Annotated in this window: 31 protein-coding genes; 4 read left to right on the forward strand and 27 right to left on the reverse strand. The window is 53.4% G+C overall.

The window, feature by feature from the left end:
* Positions 1 to 6 precede the first annotated feature (6 nt).
* Both GXX57_06105 and GXX57_06110 read right to left on the reverse strand, forming a co-directional pair.
* On the reverse strand, positions 7 to 1266 hold the full coding sequence (locus tag GXX57_06105) for a hypothetical protein (protein HHV44220.1): 1260 nt from the start codon (positions 1264 to 1266) through the stop codon (positions 7 to 9).
* Positions 1267 to 1275: 9 nt separating this feature from the next.
* The gene (locus GXX57_06110; protein ID HHV44221.1) at positions 1276 to 1767 is read right to left on the reverse strand and encodes a hypothetical protein; all 492 of its coding nucleotides are present in this window, start codon (positions 1765 to 1767) and stop codon (positions 1276 to 1278) included.
* 204 nt (positions 1768 to 1971) lie between these two features.
* Here GXX57_06110 and GXX57_06115 point away from each other — a divergent pair, with 204 nt between their 5' ends.
* Genes GXX57_06115 through GXX57_06130 form a run of 4 tightly spaced genes read left to right on the forward strand, consistent with a single transcriptional unit; the run spans position 1972 to position 8663 of the window.
* Positions 1972 to 2658, forward strand: coding sequence for a hypothetical protein (locus GXX57_06115; protein HHV44222.1), 687 nt, complete (start codon positions 1972 to 1974; stop codon positions 2656 to 2658).
* A 60-nt stretch (positions 2659 to 2718) separates the two neighbouring features.
* Positions 2719 to 5832: an efflux RND transporter permease subunit gene (locus GXX57_06120; GenBank protein HHV44223.1), complete on the forward strand. Its 3114-nt coding sequence runs from the start codon at positions 2719 to 2721 to the stop codon at positions 5830 to 5832.
* Entirely contained in the window at positions 5816 to 6913 is a 1098-nt protein-coding gene (locus tag GXX57_06125) for a hypothetical protein (GenBank protein HHV44224.1), read from the forward strand. Before GXX57_06120 ends, GXX57_06125 begins: the two co-directional genes overlap by 17 nt.
* Positions 6914 to 6935: 22 nt before the next feature.
* Positions 6936 to 8663 carry a phosphodiester glycosidase family protein gene (locus tag GXX57_06130; GenBank protein HHV44225.1) on the forward strand — a complete coding sequence of 576 codons (1728 nt, stop codon included), beginning with the start codon at positions 6936 to 6938 and terminating at the stop codon, positions 8661 to 8663.
* A gap of 169 nt (positions 8664 to 8832) precedes the next feature.
* Here the strand turns inward: GXX57_06130 and GXX57_06135 are convergent, their stop codons facing one another.
* The 25 genes from GXX57_06135 to rpsH form a co-directional block, all read right to left on the reverse strand.
* The gene (locus GXX57_06135; protein ID HHV44226.1) at positions 8833 to 9063 is read right to left on the reverse strand and encodes a hypothetical protein; all 231 of its coding nucleotides are present in this window, start codon (positions 9061 to 9063) and stop codon (positions 8833 to 8835) included.
* Positions 9064 to 9073: 10 nt separating this feature from the next.
* Positions 9074 to 9895, reverse strand: a complete 822-nt coding sequence (locus tag GXX57_06140) for a J domain-containing protein (protein ID HHV44227.1) — start codon at positions 9893 to 9895, stop codon at positions 9074 to 9076.
* Between the two features lie 356 nt (positions 9896 to 10251).
* A complete protein-coding gene (gene rpsI, locus GXX57_06145; GenBank protein HHV44228.1) occupies positions 10252 to 10650 on the reverse strand; it encodes a 30S ribosomal protein S9 in 399 nt (132 codons plus the stop codon).
* 19 nt (positions 10651 to 10669) lie between these two features.
* Positions 10670 to 11119, reverse strand: coding sequence for a 50S ribosomal protein L13 (gene rplM / locus GXX57_06150; GenBank protein ID HHV44229.1), 450 nt, complete (start codon positions 11117 to 11119; stop codon positions 10670 to 10672).
* A gap of 646 nt (positions 11120 to 11765) precedes the next feature.
* Complete coding sequence (gene truA, locus GXX57_06155) at positions 11766 to 12539, reverse strand: tRNA pseudouridine(38-40) synthase TruA (protein HHV44230.1); 774 nt, start codon at positions 12537 to 12539, stop codon at positions 11766 to 11768.
* An 8-nt stretch (positions 12540 to 12547) separates the two neighbouring features.
* A complete protein-coding gene (locus tag GXX57_06160; GenBank protein HHV44231.1) occupies positions 12548 to 13255 on the reverse strand; it encodes an energy-coupling factor transporter transmembrane protein EcfT in 708 nt (235 codons plus the stop codon).
* A gap of 94 nt (positions 13256 to 13349) precedes the next feature.
* On the reverse strand, positions 13350 to 14228 hold the full coding sequence (locus GXX57_06165; protein ID HHV44232.1) for an energy-coupling factor transporter ATPase: 879 nt from the start codon (positions 14226 to 14228) through the stop codon (positions 13350 to 13352).
* A complete protein-coding gene (locus GXX57_06170) occupies positions 14213 to 15049 on the reverse strand; it encodes an energy-coupling factor transporter ATPase (GenBank protein HHV44233.1) in 837 nt (278 codons plus the stop codon). The genes GXX57_06165 and GXX57_06170 overlap by 16 nt, the downstream gene beginning before the upstream one ends.
* Positions 15050 to 15154: 105 nt before the next feature.
* Positions 15155 to 15499, reverse strand: coding sequence for a 50S ribosomal protein L17 (gene rplQ / locus GXX57_06175; protein HHV44234.1), 345 nt, complete (start codon positions 15497 to 15499; stop codon positions 15155 to 15157).
* A gap of 16 nt (positions 15500 to 15515) precedes the next feature.
* Positions 15516 to 16457, reverse strand: a complete 942-nt coding sequence (locus tag GXX57_06180) for a DNA-directed RNA polymerase subunit alpha (protein HHV44235.1) — start codon at positions 16455 to 16457, stop codon at positions 15516 to 15518.
* Between the two features lie 76 nt (positions 16458 to 16533).
* Positions 16534 to 17160: a 30S ribosomal protein S4 gene (gene rpsD / locus GXX57_06185; protein HHV44236.1), complete on the reverse strand. Its 627-nt coding sequence runs from the start codon at positions 17158 to 17160 to the stop codon at positions 16534 to 16536.
* A 31-nt stretch (positions 17161 to 17191) separates the two neighbouring features.
* On the reverse strand, positions 17192 to 17587 hold the full coding sequence (gene rpsK, locus GXX57_06190) for a 30S ribosomal protein S11 (GenBank protein ID HHV44237.1): 396 nt from the start codon (positions 17585 to 17587) through the stop codon (positions 17192 to 17194).
* Positions 17588 to 17619: 32 nt separating this feature from the next.
* Positions 17620 to 17988, reverse strand: coding sequence for a 30S ribosomal protein S13 (gene rpsM, locus GXX57_06195; GenBank protein ID HHV44238.1), 369 nt, complete (start codon positions 17986 to 17988; stop codon positions 17620 to 17622).
* 25 nt (positions 17989 to 18013) lie between these two features.
* Complete coding sequence (gene rpmJ, locus GXX57_06200; GenBank protein HHV44239.1) at positions 18014 to 18127, reverse strand: 50S ribosomal protein L36; 114 nt, start codon at positions 18125 to 18127, stop codon at positions 18014 to 18016.
* Positions 18128 to 18152: 25 nt separating this feature from the next.
* The gene (infA, locus tag GXX57_06205; GenBank protein HHV44240.1) at positions 18153 to 18374 is read right to left on the reverse strand and encodes a translation initiation factor IF-1; all 222 of its coding nucleotides are present in this window, start codon (positions 18372 to 18374) and stop codon (positions 18153 to 18155) included.
* The gene (locus tag GXX57_06210) at positions 18374 to 18664 is read right to left on the reverse strand and encodes an RNA-binding protein (protein ID HHV44241.1); all 291 of its coding nucleotides are present in this window, start codon (positions 18662 to 18664) and stop codon (positions 18374 to 18376) included. Before GXX57_06210 ends, infA begins: the two co-directional genes overlap by 1 nt.
* Before the next feature lie 24 nt (positions 18665 to 18688).
* Entirely contained in the window at positions 18689 to 19435 is a 747-nt protein-coding gene (gene map, locus GXX57_06215; GenBank protein HHV44242.1) for a type I methionyl aminopeptidase, read from the reverse strand.
* A 13-nt stretch (positions 19436 to 19448) separates the two neighbouring features.
* Positions 19449 to 20105, reverse strand: a complete 657-nt coding sequence (locus tag GXX57_06220) for an adenylate kinase (GenBank protein ID HHV44243.1) — start codon at positions 20103 to 20105, stop codon at positions 19449 to 19451.
* 43 nt (positions 20106 to 20148) lie between these two features.
* Positions 20149 to 21417 (reverse strand): preprotein translocase subunit SecY, encoded by a 1269-nt coding sequence (secY, locus tag GXX57_06225; GenBank protein HHV44244.1) that lies wholly within the window; start codon positions 21415 to 21417, stop codon positions 20149 to 20151.
* Positions 21418 to 21861 (reverse strand): 50S ribosomal protein L15, encoded by a 444-nt coding sequence (gene rplO / locus GXX57_06230; GenBank protein HHV44245.1) that lies wholly within the window; start codon positions 21859 to 21861, stop codon positions 21418 to 21420.
* Between the two features lie 34 nt (positions 21862 to 21895).
* Positions 21896 to 22075: a 50S ribosomal protein L30 gene (gene rpmD, locus GXX57_06235; protein ID HHV44246.1), complete on the reverse strand. Its 180-nt coding sequence runs from the start codon at positions 22073 to 22075 to the stop codon at positions 21896 to 21898.
* 30 nt (positions 22076 to 22105) lie between these two features.
* Positions 22106 to 22621 carry a 30S ribosomal protein S5 gene (gene rpsE / locus GXX57_06240; GenBank protein ID HHV44247.1) on the reverse strand — a complete coding sequence of 172 codons (516 nt, stop codon included), beginning with the start codon at positions 22619 to 22621 and terminating at the stop codon, positions 22106 to 22108.
* A 23-nt stretch (positions 22622 to 22644) separates the two neighbouring features.
* A complete protein-coding gene (rplR, locus tag GXX57_06245; protein ID HHV44248.1) occupies positions 22645 to 23016 on the reverse strand; it encodes a 50S ribosomal protein L18 in 372 nt (123 codons plus the stop codon).
* A 41-nt stretch (positions 23017 to 23057) separates the two neighbouring features.
* Positions 23058 to 23597 (reverse strand): 50S ribosomal protein L6, encoded by a 540-nt coding sequence (gene rplF / locus GXX57_06250; protein ID HHV44249.1) that lies wholly within the window; start codon positions 23595 to 23597, stop codon positions 23058 to 23060.
* 21 nt (positions 23598 to 23618) lie between these two features.
* The gene (rpsH, locus tag GXX57_06255) at positions 23619 to 24017 is read right to left on the reverse strand and encodes a 30S ribosomal protein S8 (protein HHV44250.1); all 399 of its coding nucleotides are present in this window, start codon (positions 24015 to 24017) and stop codon (positions 23619 to 23621) included.
* Positions 24018 to 24056 lie beyond the last annotated feature (39 nt).

A 24056-nucleotide genomic window follows, 5' to 3' on the forward strand; every position in this document is an offset into this window, starting at 1 on the left:
GAAAAGTCAATCCCGCTTCACCGCCAGCTCCCGTCCGGTCTCCCCGTCAATGTAGATCAGATAACGCTGCTCTCCCAGCTTACCCCAAAACTCATAGGCTACCCTGGGGACCCCGTCCACAGGGAAGAAAACCTGTTTGTAGCCTTCGGGGACAAAAGCCGGATGGAGTCTTTCCCGGGCCGCAGTAAGGCCAATAAGGGTCGTTGTAGCCAGTTGTCCGGGGACCGAGGATAAATAGGCACTGGCATCATAACCGATAACCAGCCCCCGCTCCAATTCGATCCGGAGCTTGACCTGCCGTCCATAATCCACCACGCCCTCTATAACAGGGGCAAAACTGGCGATAAGATAATTTGCGGAGACATGGTCCACTGTCACATTCACCATGGGGGCCAGACCTTGTTCCCGGAGAAACTGTTGCCCCCGCTCCAAGGCTTCCTCTGGGGAAAGATTAGCTCGGGTGGGTACAAAATCACTGAGCATCCACAGGATCTGGCCACTGGACTTGGTCACCGCCACCGTCATCCTCTCTCCTGCGGTGCCTAGGGCGGGTACCATTTCAACTGTGTAGGTCTGTTCTGTATCTTTACTGCTTGGGGTAACGGTAATCAAGTGATCCTGTAACCGCCCGGCGCAAAAGGCCATGGCCACCCGGCGGGCAGTGGCAGGATCGATGGCCGCTTCCCCTGGAGATCGTGCTTCCACCGGGGAGGACAGTTCCCGGAGCAATTCCTCGATGGCCAGCAGACTGGTAGCCGCAGGATGGGCCTCAGCAGGGGTTTCCAGGGCAACGGTAAAGCCCCGCGCCCAGGAGGTATGGGGGTCCATGCTCTGTACCGCCAGTTGGGTCTCTTGTAGTTTGCGGTTCATCTCCCGCAGGTACTTCAAGAAGTTCGGGAGTTCACTGAAATCGGCATCTTGCGCCGGTTCCAAGATCCCCTGCCGGGCGTAGTCGGCACAGGTGCGCAAAAAAAGGGTAGTCTTCGTCAAGTTCAAGGGCAAAGTGGGTAAATGCTCCAGATGCAACCGGGCTGCAACGGCATGGTGATAGGCATTAAACAGATACTCAGTCCGGTTGGCGGGATCCATGGCCACCAGGACCTTGTCCAGTTCCGCTTCTAACCCGGCCAAATGATCCGCAAGCTCATAGAAGGCACAATAATAGTGGTCTTCAATCGGCTGCTCCTGGCCGGCAAGATATCGCTGACCCCCCCAGACCAAAAGGCCAACGGCTACAAGGAAGACCAAAAACCGAATCCCTTTCATTGCCCTCACCTATTTCGTAAACACATGTCGTCCGATGGTCTTGGTTTGCGGCCTTTGTTCCAGCCAGCGGCTCTTAGCAATGGCTGGATTGTAGAAGTACAGGGCCCCTTCCGAAGGATCCCAGCCGTTCATGGCATCGATCGCCGCCCTTCTTGCTTCTTCATTGGGTTCCAGGTTAATCTGCCCATCGGCCACCACACTGAAGGCCCCAGGTTGATAAATCACTCCGGAGATGGTATCGGGAAAGAGTGGGCTTTGCAGCCGGTTCAAAACAACGGCGGCCACCGCCACTTGTCCGACGTAAGGTTCCGCCCGCGCCTCCGCATAGACCAAGCGACTCAACAGGGCCAAGTCCGCCTCATCTATGGTCAATTTTTCTTCCTCCAACGGAGGCTCTTCCCGGGTAAGCTCCCGAAAAACACCAATCCCCACCAGACAACCGATTAGCAGAAGCAATAGCAAATTGGAGTGAAAAATCCTCTGCCACAGTGACCTCGTCATTGATCCGGTACAACCCTTCCAGTGAACTACTAACAGATAGTATGATCTTCTCCAAATCGATCCATGCACATGCGGCTACGGATACCGGTGAAACTGGCAGTAAAGGAAGGAGATCCCCGGTATAACGACGAATGTTGAGATGGTTATGATGCACAGTCAAAGGAGGACACACTGTTGAAGCCAATTTTGCACATATGCTCATTAATGTTAATCATAATTATGCTGACGATCACCACCATAGCTGCTTCCCCCTTTATCGATGGACCCGAAGAAGCAGCCGATTGTGATATATCTACCTTGTTGGATCGGGTGATCAACGCCTATACAGAGATCAATGAACTGCGGGCCACCATTCGGATCGAGATCATGGATCCCAATGCAGCCGGTTCCTTTTCAGACTACATCGTCGGTGAGGTGTTGTATCGCAAACCTGACATCCTCCGCTTGACCTACTTGGAACCAATGGAATGGGCTGATTACTTTATCCTCATCGATCGCAAGCAGGATACCATGAAGACTTATCAGCCGGTCACGGATCGGCTCTTTGTGGAGTCCCTCTCCGGTGCGGCCAAAAGCAACATCGGACTTTCCCTGGACAGTCTGCTGGTGCCCCCGGGGGAAGAGGATGTCATCCGTGTTACCCAGATGACCGACGTAAATACCCAGCAAAACCATTATGTAATCTACAACAAGACGGATCAGTATACCGATCTGGGCCTTCAGAAGTTCTGGCTAGATCCGGAAACCTATTTGATCAAGCAAGTGCATCTGTATGATCTGGAAGGCAAACTGTTGTTGCGGGGGATCATCCTGAAGATGGAGATCGATCCCAATATCAAGGATAGCGAACTGTTCTACATTCCACTGGAAGCAGAGATCTCATATCGATAACAAACAGGATGAGGGATTTGGATGGGATTACCTGAGTTAGCAGTTTCGAGGAAGGTCACGATGACAATGTTCATCGTGGCCGCACTTATCTTCGGTGTCATAGGCTTAAATCGGTTAGGGCTAGAGCTGTTACCGGACCTGAATATCCCAATGATGACCATCGCCACAGTCTATCCTCTGGCCAATCCCGAGACCGTAGAGATACAGATCACCAATCCCATTGAGCAAGCCATGGCTAAGATACCTAATGTTCGCAAGCTGGAGTCCATCAGCACCGAGAATATCTCGGTGGTCATGGTCCAGTTCAATTGGGGAACAGATCTAATAAAAATGGTGGATCAGGTGCGCATCAGCCTCGATCAACTGTCTTACCAATTGCCGGAGGAAAGTTCTAAGCCTGTCATCATGTTGGTGGACCCTAACCAGACTCCCTTAATGCTTTTGGGTGTCAGTGCCAATGTGGAACCCGGAGAACTGGCCCGACTGGTGGAAGAGTTCTTACCAGCCCTGGAACGGATTCCGGGAGTGGCCGCTGTATCCGTAAGTGGAGGTCTCCAGGAAGAGATAAAGGTTACCTATTATCCCGAGAAACTGCAGCAATATGGACTGACGGTAGATCAACTGAAGCTCCTTTTGCAGGCCCAGAATGTGGTCTTGCCCATTGGCGCCATTGAAAGGGACGATACCCGCTATCTGGCCACGGTAGGTAACCGTTACAAGACCATTGATGACTTACAGAACATGATCCTTGGAGAGCTAGATGCGGATCCGGCCCTGAACCAAGGCATTGGCCTTCTGGTGCCCAAGATGTTGCGCCTGCACCATGTGGCCGATGTAGAACTGGGCTATAAACCAGTGACCGGTTTCAGCCGGGTCGATAATCATCCGGCGATGATCATCAGCATCTACAAGCAGGCGGGCAGCAACACGGTGGAAGTAGCTACGGCCATCCATGAGGCGTTAGAAAGGATCCAACAGGCATCGGAAGAGCAACTAAGTTTTGCGGTATTACAAGATCAATCCTTCTTTATCCGGGAATCCATGTCCTGGTTGAGCTCCTCTTTGGTGGAGGGTGCCCTTTTGGCAGTGATAGTTCTGTTGGTATTCTTGCGGAGCATTGCCAGTATCGCCTGCATTGCCGTAGCCATCCCCCTTTCCATCCTGATCACCTTTTTCCTCATGTATTTGTCCGGTTATACGTTGAATCTCATGACCCTAGGGGGAATTGCCCTCGGGGTGGGGATGCTGGTGGACAATGCCATCGTGGTATTGGAGAATATCTATCGTCACCTACAACTGGGTAAAGGGCTAAAAGAGGCAGTAGTGCAAGGCACCACCCAAGTGGCCAGTGCGATCACCTCATCCACCCTCACCACTTTGGTAATCTTTGTTCCCGTGGTGTTCCTGGGCGGTCTCACTGGAGAGCTTTTTAGGGAACTGGGGATTACCATCTCCTATGCTCTGCTAGCATCTTTGCTGGTGGCCCTCACCATTATCCCTATGTTGGCCTCACAGTTTATTAGAGCCAACAAAAGAGGACAGCGGTATACCCGCAAACAATTGGATAAACTTAACGACTTGTATCGTTCTGCTTTGCAGTGGACCTTAAACCACAAGTCTTTGATCATTGGGCTTGTTATCGTACTCCTTTTGGGTAGCTCCCTGGTCCTGCTGTATCTGGATGTGGAGTTCCTGCCACCAATGGATCAGAGCATGATCAATGTCAATATCGAGTTACCACCGGGACACACTCTGGCCGACACCAATGAGTTGGTCCTTCAGGTGGAAGAAGCCCTTCGTACCATTCCGGAGGTGGAAAGCATCGCCTCTTTGGTCGGTTCCTGGGCCGATGATCTGTTGGCTGCGGCCCGGGGAGCGTCCATCAACACCGCGAAACTGACGGTGATCCTCAAAGAGAAGGAACAACGGACACGAAGCGCAGCACAGATTGCGGAGGAGATGAAGGCAGTCCTTGCTCCCTTTACAACGGCCCGGTTCGAAGTGATCCATGACATCGTGGGGGCCAGCATGGGTACAAAACAGGCCATCACCTTGAACATTTCCGGACCGGACTTTTCCCTGTTGACAGAACTGACAAGGGAAATACAACAGCGGCTGAAAGCCACACCGGGCTTTGGAAATATCGTCTCGTCCTTGGATAAAGCCCAGCCGGAGTTATTCTTTGAGGTGAATCCCTTCCGGGCCCTCTCCGGAGGTCTTACCGCCACCCATATCGCTCTGGCTATGCGGGATGCGGTGGGTGGAGCCGAAACCACCACCCTCCAAGTGGGTGGTCGGTCCTTGCCGGTGGTCCTGCGACCCAATTATGACCCCACGACAGACTTTGACGCCTTTACAAAACACCGCATCCCCTCGGCGCTTGATCTAGGGAACGGACAATCCTATGTATACTTTGATCGGGTGACAACCCTTACGGAAACCACGTCCACCCTGGATATTCACCATACGGACCGGGTGCGCGCAGCCACGATCACCACGGCCTTGGAGGGAATCGGGATGCGCCAGGCCCTCAAACTAGTGGATGAAGTGGTAGCTGACCTCAACTTACCACCGGGCTATGCCATCGAATACGGTGGTTCCTGGGAAATGATCCGTGAATCCCTAGATGAGCTGTTCTTGGCCCTTGCTTTGTCCGTAATCCTGGTCTACATGGTCATGGCTGCCCAGTTCGAGGCCTTTGTTCATCCTTTGATCATCATGCTTACCGTTCCCCTGGGAGCCATCGGTTCCTTCCTGGGACTAGCCATCTCCGGCAGTCGCATCGGCGTGCCGTCGATGCTCGGGCTGATCATCCTGGTGGGAGTAGCCGTCAACAACGGCATCGTTCTGATTGACCATATCAACTATCTGCGCCGGAAGGAAAGCTACTCCCTAACCGATAGCGTAATCCAGGGTTCCGCCAACCGATTACGGGCGGTGTTGATGACCACCCTTACCACGGTGTTGGCCTTGCTTCCCCTCAGTCTCGGTATTGGTTCCGGAGCGGAGGTACTCAAGCCCCTGGCCGTAACATTCTCCTCTGGCCTGTTCATTTCCACGCTAATGACACTTTTCGTCATCCCCACGGTATATCATCTGGTGGAAGGCGGGCTAGCCAAAGGGCGTGCAAGGTCAGAGCAACAAGGAGGAACCATCAATGTGGTCGAAAACTAAGACCTGCATTTTTCTCGCTGGACTGATTGTCCTTTACACCTTTCTCGGGGCCGTTGGTATGGCCCAGACTATCACCCAGGAGGATTCCGGCCTGATCATTAATGAACGGGAACTGAATCTGGGATTTTTGCGCCGAGCCGGCGACATTGGCGAATACTTGCTGGGGGTTTTGATTCACGGTCGCACCTCCGACGCCATTTTCCGTTTTCATGTCAGCAATCTACCGACCGCGGGCATCGAACCCACTGCCCCCGTAACGGGACTGCAGTTTAACTGGAACAAGATCATCGGGGTCACCAGTTATGTGGATCTCAAGGGAGATTTCCACATCCAGTGGAACCCCAATGAATATGGTGCCGTGGCCTCACCTTCCCTGTATCTGATCGGCGGCGCCGGCCAGGCAGCCTTCCGGAATTTCTCCGGGGCCATCCGGACCGGCTTCATTGAAGGGAAATTTCCTGTGGATTCGTTACCTGGCATCGGATCAGCCAACTGGAGTCTACCTCTATCGGAGTTTTTCGGTATCGGCAGTTCCGTGGGTCTGGTGGCTCCCAATTCAGATCCTTTCTTCTGGATGGATCTGGAGGGGCGTCTCCGGGTAGATCGTACCCTCACAAATCTAGCTAACATTAGTTGGCGCTTTAGCATGGGTGATACGGTTCAACAGGAATTGCGTGTTTTGGTGGGCTCCCAGTTCACCCTGACGACAGAGAATACCGTATCCCGGTTCACCGGCCGCATCGGCGTCCTAAACGTCGGGGACAAGCTGTACCCGGTACTACAAATGGACTATTCCCTGCGGCAAGGCCATGAGCAAAGATTTCATATCGGCCTAATGACCGCCGCGGGTCATCTGGCCAACAAGGGTATTGACCCCCAGCTGGGACAAGCTGCCGTCTCCTATGAACGAGCCCTCAGCGACCGGGAAACCATCAACCTGCTGTTTATCTCCTCCCTAGACCAATTGGGGAAGATTAATGTATTTCAGTTAGACCTCAAACGGTTGGATCTTGATACGAATTTGCGCTTGCAGCGCACCGAAGACGGTCAATTACGCACGACCCTGTCCGTAAGTTTCTAGCAGGTAAAGGAGCGCATGTCCCTTGCGAAGACTACTGGTCGTGATTGCTCTTGTCTGCAGCTTCACTATTTTTATGAGAGGGACTTTGGCGTGGGCTTTGGATCTATCTGCCATCACCCAACTGCCCTTCCTGGCTTCTGCACAGTTGGCGGTGGAATCCACCCCCTACGCGGGGATCACCTTCTACCGCCTAGAACAAACCACGCCTCGTCCCTTATTAATTCATATCCTAGAGGTAGATCTCACAAACCCTAGTATCAGTCTGGATCTCTTGCTGGGAAATCACGTCCTTACCAGTCCGCGGACCCTCACCAGCATGGTGGATCAGGAACAGGAAGTGATCGCGGCCACCAATAGTGACTTCTTCTACATTTCTTCTACCCAATCTCCGGTAGGACTAGCCATCAAAGAGGGAGTGGTATTAAAAGGGGATCATCCGGATCTCTTGCGACCCTGTCTCGGTTGGGATCAGGAAGGCCGGGGACACATCGGTTACTGGTCCTGGGAAGGGATCTTAAGACTTCCCACAAGCAACGAAAGTTTCCCCATCGCTGCCTTCAATGACATTTACCTTCCCAGCAACGGATTGGTCATGTACAACAGCTATTGGGGGACGCGGGTACCGCAGAACATTGTTCAACAGGCTGCATTGGCAGTTTCCATAAAAGAAGACACGGTCCAGGAAATCCGACAGAATCCCAACCAGATAACGATCAACCCCGATACAACCTATTTATTGGCCTTTGGCCCGATGGCATCCCAACTACTGACCTTGATTGCCCCGGGAAGCAAAGTAGAGATTGAGGAAGTCTTCTACGGTCCTGCGGGCCTTAAACTGGCCGTCTGCGGTTTTCCCATGCTGGTGGAGGAAGGAAGGATCCTGACGGATTTTCCCGATTGGCTCAACGGACCTAATCCCCGCACCGCGGCGGGATTGAATGAGGAGGGAACCGCTCTCACCCTGATGGTAGTGGATGGGCGCTCCCAGATCAGTCATGGAATGACCCTCGATGAACTGGCCCAGTTTTCTGCGGCCCTAGGTCTGTATTCGGCCCTCAACTTTGACGGAGGGGGTTCGTCTACCATGGTCATGCGTCAACCCCTGGGTCAGGCCATGGTCCTGAACAACCTGCCAGACAATGTTCAACGGGCCATTCCTATTGCGCTAGCCCTTAGGAGTGTCCCCGTCGTCATCGACTGGGCGGAGATTTGGTCCACCATTACCGCCAAATACTCCACCCACTCTCTACTTGATTTTACCGAGGAAGCCATCACCCTCAGCTTCGCCCCGAACAGTATCCAGGGAGAACTGCTCATCACCCAAGGGCCCGTTCTGGAAGATGGCACTACTGCCTTGGCGGCTCGCCTGGATTTCGTCCCCGAGGCCACCCTCCGACGCCGAGAGCTCTCCTTAGACCTGGCGGAACCGGTAGAGTTGCCGGAAAATGCCCGACAGCTGGGAGCATGGGTTTATGCAGAGATACCTGCGCCCTATGCCATCGAAGCCACGATCACGGATAAGGAGGGTACAGCTCATCGCCTGGTCCTGACGGAGACCATCGACTGGACCGGATGGCTCTACATCAGTGCCGAACTCCCCGATGCGGTACCGGCGACGACCTTCTCGTCACTGCACGTGATTATTCCCCCTTTGAAGCGAGGGGAGCTTACCAGGCTCTATTTCCAAACGATCATGGTGGGTGTGGATGATGAACAAAGACCCACGAAAAGATGGGAACTGGTTCCTTAGAGGAAGTCAATCCTGTAGGAAGACCCGCACCGTCATCTTGACCCAGTTTCCCAAAACATCAATGCCCGAAATCACTCCGAAAACGAGTTTGCCCGCGTCCATTAGCCGGGTGATGATCTGATTAACGTTCCTTGGCAGTACCCCACCTTATTTCCAGCCCCATCTTTGATCACAATGGCAAACTGGTCGTGGGCATTGTTTGTTCCCGGAAAAACCTCAGACGCACGTCGAGGGCCAGTCCTTCCACGATTTGCTCGATATTCTTTACGTAGGACGTGCCAGCCACATGGGTCTCCACCAGAAAAATGTCCCGGGAGAAGGGTTTTATCAACTGGTTTCCCCTGTTAAGCAGTCCGAGTTTGACAACCAAATCCTTATCCACAGGGACGAGATCGCTCATGTTACTCCACTCAATTCAGGTGTGTATTGGTGTTTAGAACCAGGGTGGTCAGATATTGCTGCAACTCTTCTAACATCTCCTGACCCCGTTGGATAGCCTCACGCAACTCTGCCTGCCGGCGTGCCACCAACAGGGGGCTTTTGAGGAGTTCCACCTGATCAAAGGGAAAGGTTTGCCGAATCTGCTCCATTTCTAAAAGCAGGTCCCCAATCTTCTTCCTCAAAAACTGCATCTTCTCTGTCAGCTCTTCCATGGCACTGGGCCGGCCATTGTTGGAAGACCCCCCCTGTAGCACCAGTTCCAACAGAACCCTAAGCATATCTACATTCCCGGTACGATAGGCCGCATTTACCTGATGCCAAAGGGCCCGCTGCTCCTCTCCCCTGTGGGGGTTGAGATCCGGATGCAGTTCCTTAACCAGGAGACGATAGATCCTTTTCAGCTCAGCCACTTCCTGCGGCCGAAGTTTGGGACATTTCTTGAGGTAATTGGCCAGGTCGATCTCCGCAGCTAACTGTTTCAGCCGTTCCCGATATTGCTCATACTCCCGATCCAACTGCCTTTCGATGGCAGCAAGATTGATCGCTACCCGTCGGTTTATGCAAGATTGTACCAGCTCGATTTTCCGCCTGGTCCGGGCAATACTGCACTCCACTTCATACAAGTCGTACTCCAACACCCCAATTTTCAGCATATACTCGGTCTGCCATCGATTTGCCTCATGATACACAAGATCCGCCCGTTGTTCGAAAACCTCCGCCAATTGTGCCTTCAGTTGAATGTACTCTTCCAGGAGCTTGGCATATTCCGGGTCGATGATCAGACTGGACATCTAACCCCCTCCCTTTGTAGCCGCGAACGAGACTATCGGCTTCTCCCCAACATCGTCCTATCTGCTGCGCTCTACCGTCCGACTACCCGTTACTGGGACAAGGTCCCGGCAAGGAGGGCTTGACCATCACATGTCGAATCCAAGACGCCCATCACCTAGCAAACTGTCCACTGGTCTTGGTTCATATTTTCCCTTTTCCTCATGGATACTCCTGCTTGTGCCCGTGAGAACTTCTTCCCGGAAAACACTGAAGCCCCATGTTAGACAACAACTATTCGGTGGACAAATGTGGGGAAACAATGGGTGCGGGTACAAAAAAAGAGAGGCGAAAGCCTCTCTTTGATTCGGAAGTTCGATTAACGCTTGGAGAACTGCGGTGCCCTACGAGCCTTCTTCAGACCGTACTTCTTCCGTTCCTTCATTCTTGGATCTCGAGTCAAGTAACCTGCCTTCTTCAACACAGGCCGGAATTCTGCATCGGCATCAATCAACGCCCGTGCCAAACCATGGCGCACAGCACCGGCTTGACCACTGAAACCACCGCCTGTGACGGTAACAAACACGTCATACTTCCCTTCGGTACCTGTGGCAACCAAAGGCTGACGAACGATTGTCTGCAGCACAGGACGTTTGAAGTATTCGTTAATATCCAGCCCATTGACAATGATCCTACCGCTACCTTCCTTCAGCCGTACCCGGGCTACAGAAGTCTTTCTGCGACCTGTCCCATAGTAATACTCCTTCACAATCGCCAAGTCGTACACCTCCCCCAAGTCAGATCTCTAACTCTTTCGGTTGCTGCGCCTGATGTGGATGCTCAGGTCCTGCATAAACCTTGAGCTTTCTGAACATCTTTCTGCCCAACCGATTGTGGGGAAGCATACCCCAGACAGCTGCTTTAACAACCCGCTCAGGATTCTTCTCCAACATTTCGGCAGCAGTTACTTTCTTCAGGCCGCCCGGATACCCAGTATGCCGGTAGTAAACCTTCTTTTCCCGTTTATTCCCAGTCAACACAACATCTTTCGCATTGATCACAATGACATGATCGCCCACATCCATATGGGGCGTATAAATCACCTTATGTTTTCCTTTAAGGACACTAGCTATTTTTGTGGCCAGCCGACCCAACGTCTTACCCTTCGCATCAACCACGTACCACTGTCTGACTATGTCAGCTGGTCTGGCCGTATAGGTCTTGCTCAACTTGGTGTCACCCCTCATGCCATACTAGGCTGCATCCGTCCAGACATGGGCGGGGCTAGGACCAAGTCCGGAACACAATGCACTGCCTGCTAAACCATCATTGCTCATTGTAATACACCGATGCGAGACTGTCAAGCTTATCCGACACCTAATCTGTAGGCTTTTCCACAGAGATCGTAACTTCTTTCCCAAAGTCGAAAGCTACCCCAACTCCACCGATGTCAAGGGGTCCTTTATGGAAACCGAAAGCCATCGGTAGGACTTGCATGGAAGGGTAACCTGCTTTTCCTTCTCTAGACGTTCATCGCCCCATCATGTAGACGGGTCGGTGAAAGGCACAGGGCACTATGGTTACGAATCGAAAGCACCCCTAATTGCATCAAGCAAAACTTAGCCACTATCTGCGATTAAAAGGGTCAGGACTCTTGGGATACCCCCAGACTTAACTTAGGACCAGGCGACTGATTTCCGCTTCTGACTGGCAGCTCAGAGGTACTGCCGCTGAGTCATTGCCTTCAGGCATGGTTTTCACTTCTTGGAAGGTTTAGGGCAAAGTGGCAAGGGAAATAGGGAACAACCGGTGGACTTCTTCGGCCGATGATCCCGCACTTGACTGCGGCCAGCGCATCTGGAGTACACTACAAGCATTGGAATAGAGAAAAATCTAATCCTCTGGTACATAGCCTTCCGGATAGTACACTTTCGCCAGATAGAGGCCATGGGCCGGTGCTGTCTTGCCGGCCAGGTTGCGGTCCCTTGCTTCAAGAATCTGCGGGACCTCCTCCGGGACACGACGCCCAAGACCTACCTCCACCAGGGTACCAACGATGTTCCGCGCCATTTTGTACAGGAAACCATTGGCGGTGATCGAAAAAACCACCAGAGGATAATCGCCGGGGAGGGTCGCCTCTTTCACATCTAGCTTTTCCACCCGCCTTACGAAATCTCGCACATTGCTGTTGCTTGCGCAAAAGGAGGTGAAGTCATGTTCCCCCAGAAGATGGGGAATCGCCGCTCGCACTGCAGCAAGATCCAGTGCCCTATGGAGCCGCCAGGCCCGATCGTCCCATAGGGCCGCCGGTTGAGAACTGTAATAGATCCAATAATCGTATGTCTTGGCAATGGCGGAAAAGCGGGCGTGAAAACCCAGTGGAGCTTCCCAGGACTTCCTTACCCGTAAAGAACGGGGCAATCTCCCGTTGAGGGCATAGGCAAAGCGTTCTGGGGGAATGGTGGAGCGGGTATGGAAGTTCACCACCTGTCCCCAGGCATGCACCCCCGAGTCAGTACGACCGGAACCAATCAACTGCACCTTCTCGCCCGTGAGTTGGGCCACGGACTCTGCAAGGGTACCCTGAACAGTAGGGCCCTTGGCTTGAACCTGAAAACCAAGGAAGTCTGTTCCACAGTATTCCACTAGCATAGCTATGTTCCGCATCTTACTCATCACCAGACGACTACAATTATCCCCAGGACAACCGTGGTGAGTCCCAGTGTAAGCCAGTCCACCGGTTTAAACACTAGGGGTTTAAACTTACTTCTTCCCTCACCGCCCACATAACCCCGGGCCTCCATAGCCACCGCCAGATCTTCGGCCCGACGAAAGGCACTAACAAATAGAGGAATTAGAATGGGCAACAGACTCTTTGCCCGTTGGAGCAAATTGCCCTCGGTAAAGCTAGCCCCCCGGGCCGTCTGAGCCTTCATGATTTTTTCCGCCTCCTCCATGAGGGTGGGAATGAATCTGAGGGCAATGGTCATCATCATCGCGAGCTCATGGGCAGGAACGCTAATGCGCTGGGCCGGGGCTAACAGGGCTTCAATCCCGTCGGTGAGAACCAGAGGGGAGGTAGTCAAGGTCAACAGGGAAGCACTTACCACCAGCAAAATCAAGCGCATTCCCATCTGGACTCCCCGAATCAAGCCCTCCTCGGTCACCTGCAAGGGTCCCACTTGCCACAGGACCGTGCCTTGACTAAAGAATACATGCAACACAAAGGTGAAGATCATGATGAACAACACCGGCTTCAGACCCCGCAGAATCCGGGTTAAGGGTATCCGTGCCAGGGCGATCACCAACCAGAGTAAGCCTGCTACACATAAATAGCCCCAGGGGGAATCGATCATGAACAGACCGATGATCACCATGAACATCGCACCCAGCTTCGTCCGCGGATCCAACCGGTGAATCACGGTCTCACCGGGGATGTATTGTCCTAAGGTGATGTTCCGAAAACTGAAGACCTGACTAATGGTGACCACCACCGTCTCTCGGGGAAACTTTAGCCAATGCTCTCATAATCTCTTTGGCACATTCTTCGGGAGTAAACAAACCGCTCCGAATGGGCCAACCAAGTTTCTGCAACCTGTAACCCAAGTCCACCGTTTGGGGAATATCCAGTCCTAAGCTGCGGATCTCTTCCACACGGGCAAAGACTTCCGCAGGGGGCCCCTCCATCACAATCCGACCGCGGTGGAGAACCACCAGGCGGCTAGCTAGCAGACCCAACTCCTCCATATTGTGGGATACGTACACAATTCCCAGATTCCGGGTCTCGTGCAGCTTCTTCAGCAATGTCAAAAGGTCCTGACGTCCCGCTGGATCCAATCCCGCGGTAGGCTCGTCCAGGACTAAGTAGTGGGGCTCTGTGGCCAACACCCCTGCAATGGCCACCCGCCTCTTTTGCCCTCCACTCAAGGCAAAGGGCGAGCGGTTCCAAAACTGGGGTTCAATACCCACCTGTTTGAGCCCGGTCTCCACCCGCCGCTTAATCTCACTAGGCTCCAAGCCCAAATTCTTGGGCCCGAAGGCCACATCTTCCCACACAGTCTCCTCAAAGAGCTGGTGCTCCGGATACTGGAAAACGACACCCACCTTTTGGCGGATCCTGGTGAGGCTTGTACCTTTCACCCACAGTTCTTCTCCGTCCACCGTCACGGTACCGGAAGTGGGTTTTAACAAGCCGTTGAAGTGTTGGATGAGGGTGGATTTCCCGGACCCCGTGGGTCCAAGGATCCCCAAAATCTCTCCTGGGTGCACGGTGAGGTTGATCTGGGACAACGCGGGAACTGCCCGTTCAGTACCGGCATCGTAGATATATTCTACATCTTTCAGCGATATCGACATAGGGCATTCACCATCTCTTCAACATCCAGTACCTCACCGATTGCAACACCCTGCTGCCGCAAAAGTTGCGCCACTTTCACCATGGGAGGGGGCGCCAATCCACAACTGGCCAGTAACCGGTCATCGTACAAGACCTCCCGGGGAGAGCCGTCACGGCAGATCTTACCCTGATCTAGCACAATAATCCGCTGAGCCCGGGCCGCTTCCTCCATGAAATGGGTGATAAGTACGATAGTAATCCCCTGGGCGTGCAACTCATCAAGGATCCGCAGCACATCGGCCCGACCACCGGGATCCAACATCGCCGTAGGCTCGTCTAATACAAGACACTGCGGCCGCATGGCCAGGATCCCCGCAATGGCGATCCGCTGCTTCTGTCCACCGGAAAGCTCATACAAAAGCCGATGCCGGAACTCCAACATGCCCACAGCCCGCAAGCTCTCCTCGATGCGCCGGCCGATCTCATCGGAAGGTAGTCCAAGGTTCTCTGGACCAAAGGCAATGTCCTCTTCAACGGTGGATGCAATCAATTGATTCTCCGGATTTTGAAAGACCATACCCACAGTGGAACGAATGTCCCGGACGGCCTGCGGATCCCGAGTGGAGCGGCCATCGATCCAGACCTCCCCACGGACAGGCACCAGAAGGGCGTTCAGATGACGGGCTAAGGTAGATTTTCCAGATCCATTTGAACCAATAATGGCAACATATTCACCGGCGTCTATCTCGAAGCTAAGATCGTCCAAGACAGGGGTAGGAGTAGATCCTGCACTGCCATCGGCATGCTCGTCATAATAGTATGTGACATGCGATACAGTGATAAAAGACCGGCTAATTTGCAACCACTCCTCAGAGGTAGAGAACGCAGAGGTATCCAATCCCTCTGCGGCTCTTCCCTTTGATTGATCTAATATCTAGTTGAAAGCTTAAGCGTCCACCAGCTCAATGATGGCCAGTTCCGCAGCATCGCCCCTTCTTATGCCAGTCCGGACAATTCGCGTATATCCACCCTGTCTATCTGCGTACTTCGCAGCTATTTCGTCAAACAGAATCCCTACCGCTTTGGGGTTTTGTAAGAAAGACGCAGCCTGCCGTCTGGCGCTCAGATCACCACGCTTGCCTAAGGTGATCATCTCTTCAACGAAGGGTTGAACCGCCTTTGCTTTCGTATGAGTGGTTTCCACTTTCTTATGCAAGATTACCGCTGAAGCAAGACTGCGAAACAGCGCCTTGCGATGGCTACTGGTGCGTCCCAATTTACCAGTGCGCACGTCAGTCCACCTCCAATCAATCCTCAGAAGACCGCAAGGATAGTCCTACGGCTTTCAGTTTGTCCTTCACTTCCTGCAACGACTTCTTTCCAAGGTTGCGAACCTTCATGATATCCTCTTCATCCTTGCGGACCAATTCGCCGATGGTGTTAATCCCTGCCCGCTTCAGGCAGTTGTAGGACCGAACAGATAGCTCCAATTCTTCGATGGGCTGTTCCAGTAGACGACTGAGTTCGTCGTCTTCCTTTTCCACCATGATCTCAATCTGCTCGGACTGGTCCGTCAGACTCATAAAAAGCTGCAGGTGTTCCACCAGGATCTTGGCCGCCCACCCTACCGCATCCTCAGGAGTTAAGCTACCATCAGTGGTGACTTCTAACACCAGTCGATCATAGTCAGTAACCTGGCCGACGCGGGTGTGTTCCACAGTATAGTTAACCCTCGTGACAGGGGAGAAAATTGAATCGATGGGAATCACACCAATAGGCTGTCCTTCCCGTTTGTTCTTTTCCGCGCTACGATACCCTCTGCCTTTTTCGATGGTCAACTCAACAGTCAACTTCCCATCGTCTTCAAGGGTGGCGAGATACAGCTCGGGGTTCAAAATCTCCACTTCGCTGCTCACGGAGATATCCCCAGCGGTAACTTCGCCCGGGCCCTCCGCATTGATGCGAGCCGTCACCGGACCGTCGGTGTGGAGTTTCACCAGGACTTGCTTCATATTCAGCACGAAGTCCGTAACGTCCTCGCGCACACCGGGAATGGTGGAAAACTCATGGAGCACACCGTCTATCTTAATGGAGGTCACTGCAGCCCCGGGCAAGGAAGACAGTAAAATGCGTCGCAGGGAATTACCTAGGGTGATCCCATAGCCGCGCTCTAAGGGCTCGACCGAGAATTTCGCGTAATTACCGTTTCCTTCCACCTTTTGGATCTTAGGCTTTTCGATTTCAATCATGGATACATCCCCCTCCTTCGGGCTGTACACCGCCACGGCTCACCACTTGGCCCTGCACGATCTCTCGCCTAACACCTTATCGTGAATAGTACTCAACGATCAAGTGCTCCTGGATCGGTACATCAATCTGTTCCCGAGTGGGGATCGCCAAGACCCTGCCTGCCATGTTGTCTGCATCCAGCTCTAACCATGCGGGTAATGCTCGGTCCGCTGCGGCCTCCAGATTGCCGCGGATCAACTCTACGTCTCGACTCTGTTCCCGCACTGCAATCACATCACCGGCTTTCAACTGGTAAGAGGGAATGTTTACCCGTCTACCATTGACGGTGAAGTGTCCATGCCGAACCAGTTGCCGAGCTTGGGCCCTGGATTCGCCAAAGCCTAAACGGTACACCACGTTATCCAACCTTAGTTCCAACAACTGCAGCAAATTTTCACCGGTAATCCCCCGACGGCGGCTCGCCTCCTCATAGTAGCGCTCGAACTGCCGCTCCAGGATACCATAGATGCGACGGCACTTCTGCTTCTCGCGCAAGTGCAATCCGTACTCGGTAACCTTCTTGGGGCTTCGACCGTGCTGGCCGGGAGCATAACTCCGCCGCTCAATACTGCATTTTGCTGTATAGCAACGGTCGCCCTTTAGAAACAGTTTCTCGCCCTCACGCCGGCAAAGCCGACAAACGGGTCCTGTATATCTTGCCATTAGTTTAAACCGCACCTCCTACTGTTTTGCGTTACACCCTTCTTCTCTTCGGAGGACGACAACCGTTATGCGGAATCGGTGTTACGTCCTTAATCACGGTAATATCTAGGCCGGTGGCTTGAAGCTGTCGAATCGCCGCTTCTCTTCCCGCTCCTGGTCCCTTCACATGCACTTCCACTTCCCGCAAGCCGTGTTCCATCGCGGCCTTCGCTGCTGCTTCCGCTGCCATGCCGGCGGCAAAGGGTGTACCCTTCCGGGAACCTTTAAAGCCAACATTGCCGGAGCTGGCCCAGGAAATCACGTTGCCTTCGGGATCGGTAATCGTCACAATTGTATTGTTAAAGGTCGAACGAATGTGCGCTAGACCGCGAACTATGTTCTTCCGTTCTCTGCGCCTCGTTCTCCTTGCACCCTTACCTCTCGCCATAGTGAACTCCCTCCTTACTTACTCCTCTCGACTTACTTCGAACGTCTGACTCCGACGGTCCGCTTCGGTCCCTTACGGGTCCGGGCATTGGTCCGAGTTCTCTGCCCCCGAACAGGTAGCCCTCTGCGATGCCGCAGACCACGATAACACCCAATATCCACCAACCGTTTGATATTCATGTTAACTTCCCGCCGGAGGTCGCCTTCCACTACCTCGTGGCCAATCAGCTCTCTTAGCTTGTTCACTTCATCGTCGGTCAGGTCACGTACCCGAGTATCAAAATCGATTCCTGCCATAGTCAGGAGCCGCCGGGATGTGCTTCTGCCGATGCCATAAATATACGTTAGACCAATTTCAACTCGCTTCTCCCTTGGTAGGTCCACACCTGCAATACGTGCCACGCACATTCACCTCCCACTGACAAACCTAGCCCTGTCTCTGTTTATGCTTTGGATTCTCACAAATCACACGAACCCGTCCATGGCGTTTGATCAACTTGCATTTCTCGCATATAGGTTTTACCGATGCGCGTACTTTCATGTTTATCCCTCCATTTCCGCCATCGTTAGGACTTGGTACGGTACACTATCCGGCCACGGGTCAAATCATAGGGACTCAACTCCACGGTGACCTTGTCGCCCGGTAAGATCTTGATAAAGTGCATCCGCATTTTTCCAGAAACATGGGCAAGAACTTTGTGCCCGTTATCTAATTCTACTCGAAACATCGCATTAGGCAAGGGCTCGATCACCGTACCCGTGACTTCGATGGTATCTTCTTTACTCACTAACTCCTCGCCTCCTCTTGCCCCGCATTTAATGAATCTAGAACCTCTGCGACTTCGGCATCGGTCACACTCTGAGGATCTTGGGATAGTTTTTCCGCAAGTTTCCGGTCTACATACCGATGAATCATCAAGTGCCTGAGGTTCTTCCGCTTGGGTTTACTCACCAAGCGGAGACTCCCGTCCGCTACATCTACGAACCGTTCATCCACCACACGCACCACGATATATTGTCGACCCCGATCCCTGCCTGCCATTGACGTGACCAGTTGCCCTAGACGTACTGTTTGCATTGGCTTCACTCCTAATAGCACCATTTACAGCCTCGTCAAGACCTCGGGGCCATCCCCTAGGATGGCCACAGTATCCTCGAAGTGGGCACACAGGCTTCCGTCCAGGGTGACCACGGTCCAGTTATCCTCGAGGATCCGTACCCGATAGTCTCCCATTGTCAACATCGGTTCAATTGCTAGGACAAGCCCTGGCTTTAACCGGGGTCCCCGGTTGGGTAATCCAAAATTGGGTACCTGAGGGTCTTCATGCATTTGTGTACCAATACCATGGCCCACAAAATCTCGCACAACGCCGTACCCAGCTGCCTCAGCAAAGGATTGAATGCTATGGGATATATCCCCCAACCGACCGCCGGGCACAGCCGCGGAAATACCTGCTTCCAGTGCTCCAGCGGTGGCTTCAATCAACCTCTGGGCCTCGGGCGAAATCTCCCCCACCCCGTAGGTACGAGTGGCATCCCCGTGATAGCCATCAATATAGGCGCCCACATCAATACTGATGATGTCGCCCTCTTTAAGACGCCTTTCACCGGGGATCCCATGCACCACCTCTTCGTTAATCGATGCACAGATACTCTTAGGGTAACCACGATACCCCTTAAAGGATGGGGCTGCACCACAGCTCCTAAGGTAATCCTCTGCCAGCTGATCTAGCTCCAGTGTCGAGACTCCGGGCCGAATGGCCTCCGCGATTTTGGCCTGAACCTCCGCCACAATACGCCCAGCTTTGCGCATGGCGGCAATGGCCCGGTCCGACTTCAGAACAATCATTTCATCCTCCACCTTAGCAACATTCATTACAGCGTTTGAGGTCGTTCAGGACTTTGCTGATCTCGGCAAACACCATCTCAACCTCTTGTTGTCCTTCTATATTGTACAACTTTTGCTGCGTGGTGTAATACTTCACCAGAGGCAACGTCTGCTCATAGTACACGGCCAGACGTTTCCGAGCGGTCTCCTCGGTATCATCACTGCGCCGTCCTAGTTTACCCCCACAGACTGTACAGTGGGTAAGGTCGGCGGCCTCTTGGTAAGTTGCCCCGCAGTCCTCACAGATTAGCCTGCCACTAATCCGTCGAACTACTTCCTCTTCATCAATCTCAATATTCAACACTGCATCCAAACAAGTCCTTAGTTCCGTCAACACCTGATCCAAAGCCTTGGCTTGCGCCAATGTCCGCGGAAATCCGTCGAGGACAAAGCCACGAAGACAATCTGGCTGTTGGACCCTCTGCTTTACCACTGCAACCGCGATCGCATCAGGAACCAGTCGTCCTTGATCAATGTGCTTTTTCGCTTCCCGACCGAGGGCGGTTTGGGCTTCGATTTCCTCCCGGAACATCTCGCCCGTGGAAATATGCGCTATTCCATACCGGTGAGCTATGAGCCGGGCCTGGGTCCCCTTCCCTGCCGCCGGCATCCCCAGTAGAACAATTCTCACCTTCCTGGCCCCCTCTACCCAATCAAAGGAATCAATTGCCCTCTTACGACATGAATCCCTCGTAATGCCTCATGACTAAGTGGGCTTCGATTTGCTTCATTGTGTCCAATGCCACGCCGACCATAATCAGCAAGCCGGTACCACCAAAGTAGAACAAGTTCATAGGGACCCTTGTGATGGTAGCCATCAAGTATGGTGATACGGCGATCACGGCCAAAAAGATCGCACCCACCAACGTAATCCTTGTGAGGACCCGCTCCAGGTACTGAGTTGTTGGCCATCCAGGTCGTAAACCGGGAATAAACCCACCGTGTTTCCGCATGTTGTCGGCGATATCCTTCGGGTCGAAGGTTACCGCGGTATAAAAATAGGTGAAAAAGATAGTCAGCGCCACATACAGAATATTATAACCGATCGTCCCTACGTCAAGCCAGCGCGTTAAACCTGACAGCGCAGGAATGAACTGGGCCAGGGTCAGCGGAAAAGTCAACACCGAGGAGGCAAAGATCACCGGCATCACCCCGGCTTGGTTTACCCGCAGGGGGATGTAGGTGCTTTGTCCGCCATAGACTCTGCGGCCCACCACTCGCTTGGCGTACTGCACAGGGATGCGACGTTGACCTTCCTGAATCAGGATCACACCGCCGATTACTACTACCGCAATCACCAAGAACGCGATAAAGCTTACCGGACTGAGTCCCCCTTGACCGATAGAACGAATGGTCAACCATGTGGACCCCGGTAGTCTTGCCACGATACCGGTGAAGATCAACAAGGACACGCCATTGCCGATACCGTTCTCCGTTATTTTCTCACCCAGCCACATCAAGAACACGGTCCCTGCCGTCAGGGTGACCACGATCAATAGGATCCCACCCAGGCCTGGAAAGGCAAGGACTCCATAGTTCCGAGCAAGCATCGTCGTCCCCAACGCCTGAAAGATGCCGAGCACCACGGTGCCGTACCGGGTGTAGTCCTGTAACTTCCGTCGTCCCTCAGGGCCTTCCTTCGCTAAGGCTTCCAGACTGGGTACCACCGCCGTTAAAAGCTGCAGGATAATCGATGCAGTAATGTAGGGACTAACCCCCATGGCGAACAAACTGAAACGCTCCAACGCTCCGCCGGCAAACATATCCAGGAAGCCGAAGATTCCGCCTCCGGCAATGTTTAACCCTTCGGCAAGAGCCCGCGCATCTACCCCGGGGACAGGTGCGTGGGTACCTATCCTAAACACCACCAGTAACGCGACGGTATATAATATTCGTTTCCTCAGCTCCGGGATCTTGAAAGCATTACGTAGGGCCGCTAGCATTTAAATCACCTGCGCCTTTCCACCTGCCGCCTCAATCTTCTCTACTGCGCTCTTGGAGAAACGGTGCGCCTTCACTACGAAGGGCTTCGTGACTTCGCCCTTACCTAATACCTTCACGCCATCGCCAATCTTCTTGATGACGCCTGTTTCCAGCAACAGTTCCGGTGTAACCTCGGTATTGGCCTCGAACACTGCGTCCAACCGATCCAGATTGACAACGGTGTACTCCGTACCAAAGGTGTTGGTAAACCCGCGCTTGGGCAGGCGGCGCTGCAATGGCATTTGGCCTCCCTCAAATCCAGGGCCCTTGGCACCCCCGGATCTGGCTTTCTGCCCTTTATGACCCCGGGTGGAGGTTTTACCTAGGCCAGAGCCAATCCCGCGACCAACCCGTTTCGCTTTCTTTCTTGCCCCTGGGTTCGGTTTCAGATCATGAATCTGCACAAACTGCACCCCCTCGTACATGTAACGTTGTTCCCTACTCTTCTACCTCAACCAAATGCTGTACCTTCGCCACCATGCCACGTACAGCCGGATTGTCGGGCTTGACCACGGTCATCCCGAGCTTACGTAATCCCAAGGCTTCCAGGGTAGCTTTCTGGTCCCTACTCCTGCCTGCACCACTCTTTACCAGAGTAATCTTCAGTTGCTTACTCATCCCACATGCTACCTCCCATCACTTCTGCCGTTACTCCTCAACCAACGAGGAAACCTCGGCCACATCCTTGCCTCTTATCCGAGCAACCTCTTCGGCTGTACGCAGGTTCTTCAGGGCTTCCATGGTAGCTTTCACTACGTTCACCGCGTTGCTGGATCCCAGAGACTTGGTGAGAATGTCCCGAATCCCCGCGGCTTCCAGTACCGCACGGACAGGGCCACCGGCAATCACCCCTGTTCCTTCGGCGGCAGGTTTCAAAAGCACACATGCCCCAGCGTACCGTTGGACAATCTCATGGGGAATGGTGGTCCCCACGATGGGCACCTCGATCATATTCTTCCTTGCTTTCTCGGAACCTTTCCGGATGGCCATCGAGACCTCCTTCGCCTTACCCATGGCTGCCCCAACCCGGCCCTTGCCGTCGCCAACAACCACGAGGGCGTTGAACCTCCGGTTCCGACCGCCTTTTACCGTCTTAGACACGGGATTTATCGCCACTACCCGTTCATCCAAATCCACCGCTTCCATGTTCCGCTGTCTCCGCATAGCTTAACCTCCCTTCCCCTAGCTTAGAACTCTAGCCCACCTGACCGCGCTGCGTCGGCCAAGCTGGCTACTACCCCATGGTATTTGTATCCGGCTCGGTCAAATACAACCTTGGTAATTCCCTTCTCCAGGGCCCGTTTCGCCACAAGCTGACCAACTTCCTTGGCTGCTTCGGTCCTGGTGCCCAGGTCGCGACCCCGCAGTTCCGGATCCAAGCTAGAGGCGGCGGCTAATGTCCGACCGCTCGTATCATCAATGACTTGGGCATACACATGCTTAAGACTCCTAAATACCACCAGCCGCGGTCTTTCAGGAGTTCCGCTTATTTTCTTCCGAACCCGGGCCTGGCGGCGTTTCTTAGCTAGCAACTTTTCGCTGGTAGACACCTTCTTCACCTCTCTCCTAAGACGAACACACCGCTAACAACACTGGCCTATTACACCTTACCGGCCTTGCCAGCCTTCCGGCGCACATGTTCGTTGACGTACCGAATCCCCTTGCCCAGATAGGGTTCCGGTGGCCTCACAGCCCGAATGTTCGCTGCCACCTGCCCAACGACTTCTTTATCGATACCGCGAACGATGATCTGCGTCGGTTTGGGCACGTCAAGCTCGATGCCTTCCGGCGCCTTGAATTCCACCGGGTGGGAATAACCAACAGCCAAGTTGATCCCTGAACCTTGCTTGGTAGCACGATACCCCACACCGACAATCTCCAGTTGCTTTTCGTAACCCTTGGTCACTCCGTCCACCATATTGGCGATCAACGTCCGGGTTAACCCATGCAAAGCCCGATGTCTCTTTTCGTCGCTAGGGCGCCGGACCACCACTTGATTCTCCTCGACGGAGATGCTCATTTCCGGGTGCAAATCCTTCACCAGGGTTCCCTTGGGACCCTTCACTGTCACCCGCGTTCCCTCTACGGTTACCGACACACCCGCTGGGATCTCAATTGGTTGTTTACCGATCCTCGACATCGCAGCAATTCACCCCACTTTCTACCAAATGTAACAAAGCACTTCTCCACCCACACCACGTTTCCGGGCTGCCTTATCGGTCATGACACCCTGCGATGTGGAAAGCACGGCGATCCCTAAGCCTCCCAAAACCCTTGGGATCTCGTCCTTCTTGGCGTACACGCGCAGTCCCGGTTTGCTAATTCTCTTGAGTCCCCGCATGACTCGTTCTTTGTTCTGACCGTACCGCAAGAAGACCCGGATCACACCCTGCTTATCATCTTTGTACACCTTGTAATCCCGGATGTAGCCCTCTTCCTTCAAAATCCGGGCGATCTCAATCTTGATCTTGGACGCGGGGATATCTACTTTATCATGATAAGCGGAATTAGCATTCCTAATCCTTGTTAGCATATCTGCAATCGGATCGGTTAAAGCCATCACGCTACCCCCTCTCTAATCTGCACTACAAGCCCGCTA

This window comes from Bacillota bacterium, assembly GCA_012839765.1.
In the GTDB taxonomy this organism is placed as follows: domain Bacteria; phylum Bacillota; class Limnochordia; order DUMW01; family DUMW01; genus DUMW01.

Coding starts and splice junctions, on each gene's coding strand:
- GXX57_06160 (HHV44231.1), bottom strand. CDS start 13,255: ATGTTCATGGTGATCATCGGTCTGTTCATGATCGATTCCCCCTGGGGC.
- GXX57_06140 (HHV44227.1), bottom strand. CDS start 9,895: ATGTCCAGTCTGATCATCGACCCGGAATATGCCAAGCTCCTGGAAGAG.
- GXX57_06135 (HHV44226.1), bottom strand. CDS start 9,063: ATGAGCGATCTCGTCCCTGTGGATAAGGATTTGGTTGTCAAACTCGGA.
- GXX57_06210 (HHV44241.1), bottom strand. CDS start 18,664: ATGCAAACAGTACGTCTAGGGCAACTGGTCACGTCAATGGCAGGCAGG.
- GXX57_06105 (HHV44220.1), bottom strand. CDS start 1,266: ATGAAAGGGATTCGGTTTTTGGTCTTCCTTGTAGCCGTTGGCCTTTTG.
- GXX57_06165 (HHV44232.1), bottom strand. CDS start 14,228: ATGTCGATATCGCTGAAAGATGTAGAATATATCTACGATGCCGGTACT.
- GXX57_06180 (HHV44235.1), bottom strand. CDS start 16,457: ATGATTGAAATCGAAAAGCCTAAGATCCAAAAGGTGGAAGGAAACGGT.
- GXX57_06125 (HHV44224.1), top strand. CDS start 5,816: ATGTGGTCGAAAACTAAGACCTGCATTTTTCTCGCTGGACTGATTGTC.
- rpmJ (HHV44239.1), bottom strand. CDS start 18,127: ATGAAAGTACGCGCATCGGTAAAACCTATATGCGAGAAATGCAAGTTG.
- rpsH (HHV44250.1), bottom strand. CDS start 24,017: ATGGCTTTAACCGATCCGATTGCAGATATGCTAACAAGGATTAGGAAT.
- rpmD (HHV44246.1), bottom strand. CDS start 22,075: ATGAGTAAGCAACTGAAGATTACTCTGGTAAAGAGTGGTGCAGGCAGG.
- rplF (HHV44249.1), bottom strand. CDS start 23,597: ATGTCGAGGATCGGTAAACAACCAATTGAGATCCCAGCGGGTGTGTCG.
- map (HHV44242.1), bottom strand. CDS start 19,435: ATGATTGTTCTGAAGTCGGACCGGGCCATTGCCGCCATGCGCAAAGCT.
- rpsD (HHV44236.1), bottom strand. CDS start 17,160: ATGGCAAGATATACAGGACCCGTTTGTCGGCTTTGCCGGCGTGAGGGC.
- GXX57_06120 (HHV44223.1), top strand. CDS start 2,719: ATGACAATGTTCATCGTGGCCGCACTTATCTTCGGTGTCATAGGCTTA.
- truA (HHV44230.1), bottom strand. CDS start 12,539: ATGCGGAACATAGCTATGCTAGTGGAATACTGTGGAACAGACTTCCTT.
- GXX57_06115 (HHV44222.1), top strand. CDS start 1,972: ATGTTAATCATAATTATGCTGACGATCACCACCATAGCTGCTTCCCCC.
- secY (HHV44244.1), bottom strand. CDS start 21,417: ATGCTAGCGGCCCTACGTAATGCTTTCAAGATCCCGGAGCTGAGGAAA.
- rpsE (HHV44247.1), bottom strand. CDS start 22,621: ATGCGGAGACAGCGGAACATGGAAGCGGTGGATTTGGATGAACGGGTA.
- rplM (HHV44229.1), bottom strand. CDS start 11,119: ATGAGGGGTGACACCAAGTTGAGCAAGACCTATACGGCCAGACCAGCT.
- rpsK (HHV44237.1), bottom strand. CDS start 17,587: ATGGCGAGAGGTAAGGGTGCAAGGAGAACGAGGCGCAGAGAACGGAAG.
- GXX57_06110 (HHV44221.1), bottom strand. CDS start 1,767: ATGACGAGGTCACTGTGGCAGAGGATTTTTCACTCCAATTTGCTATTG.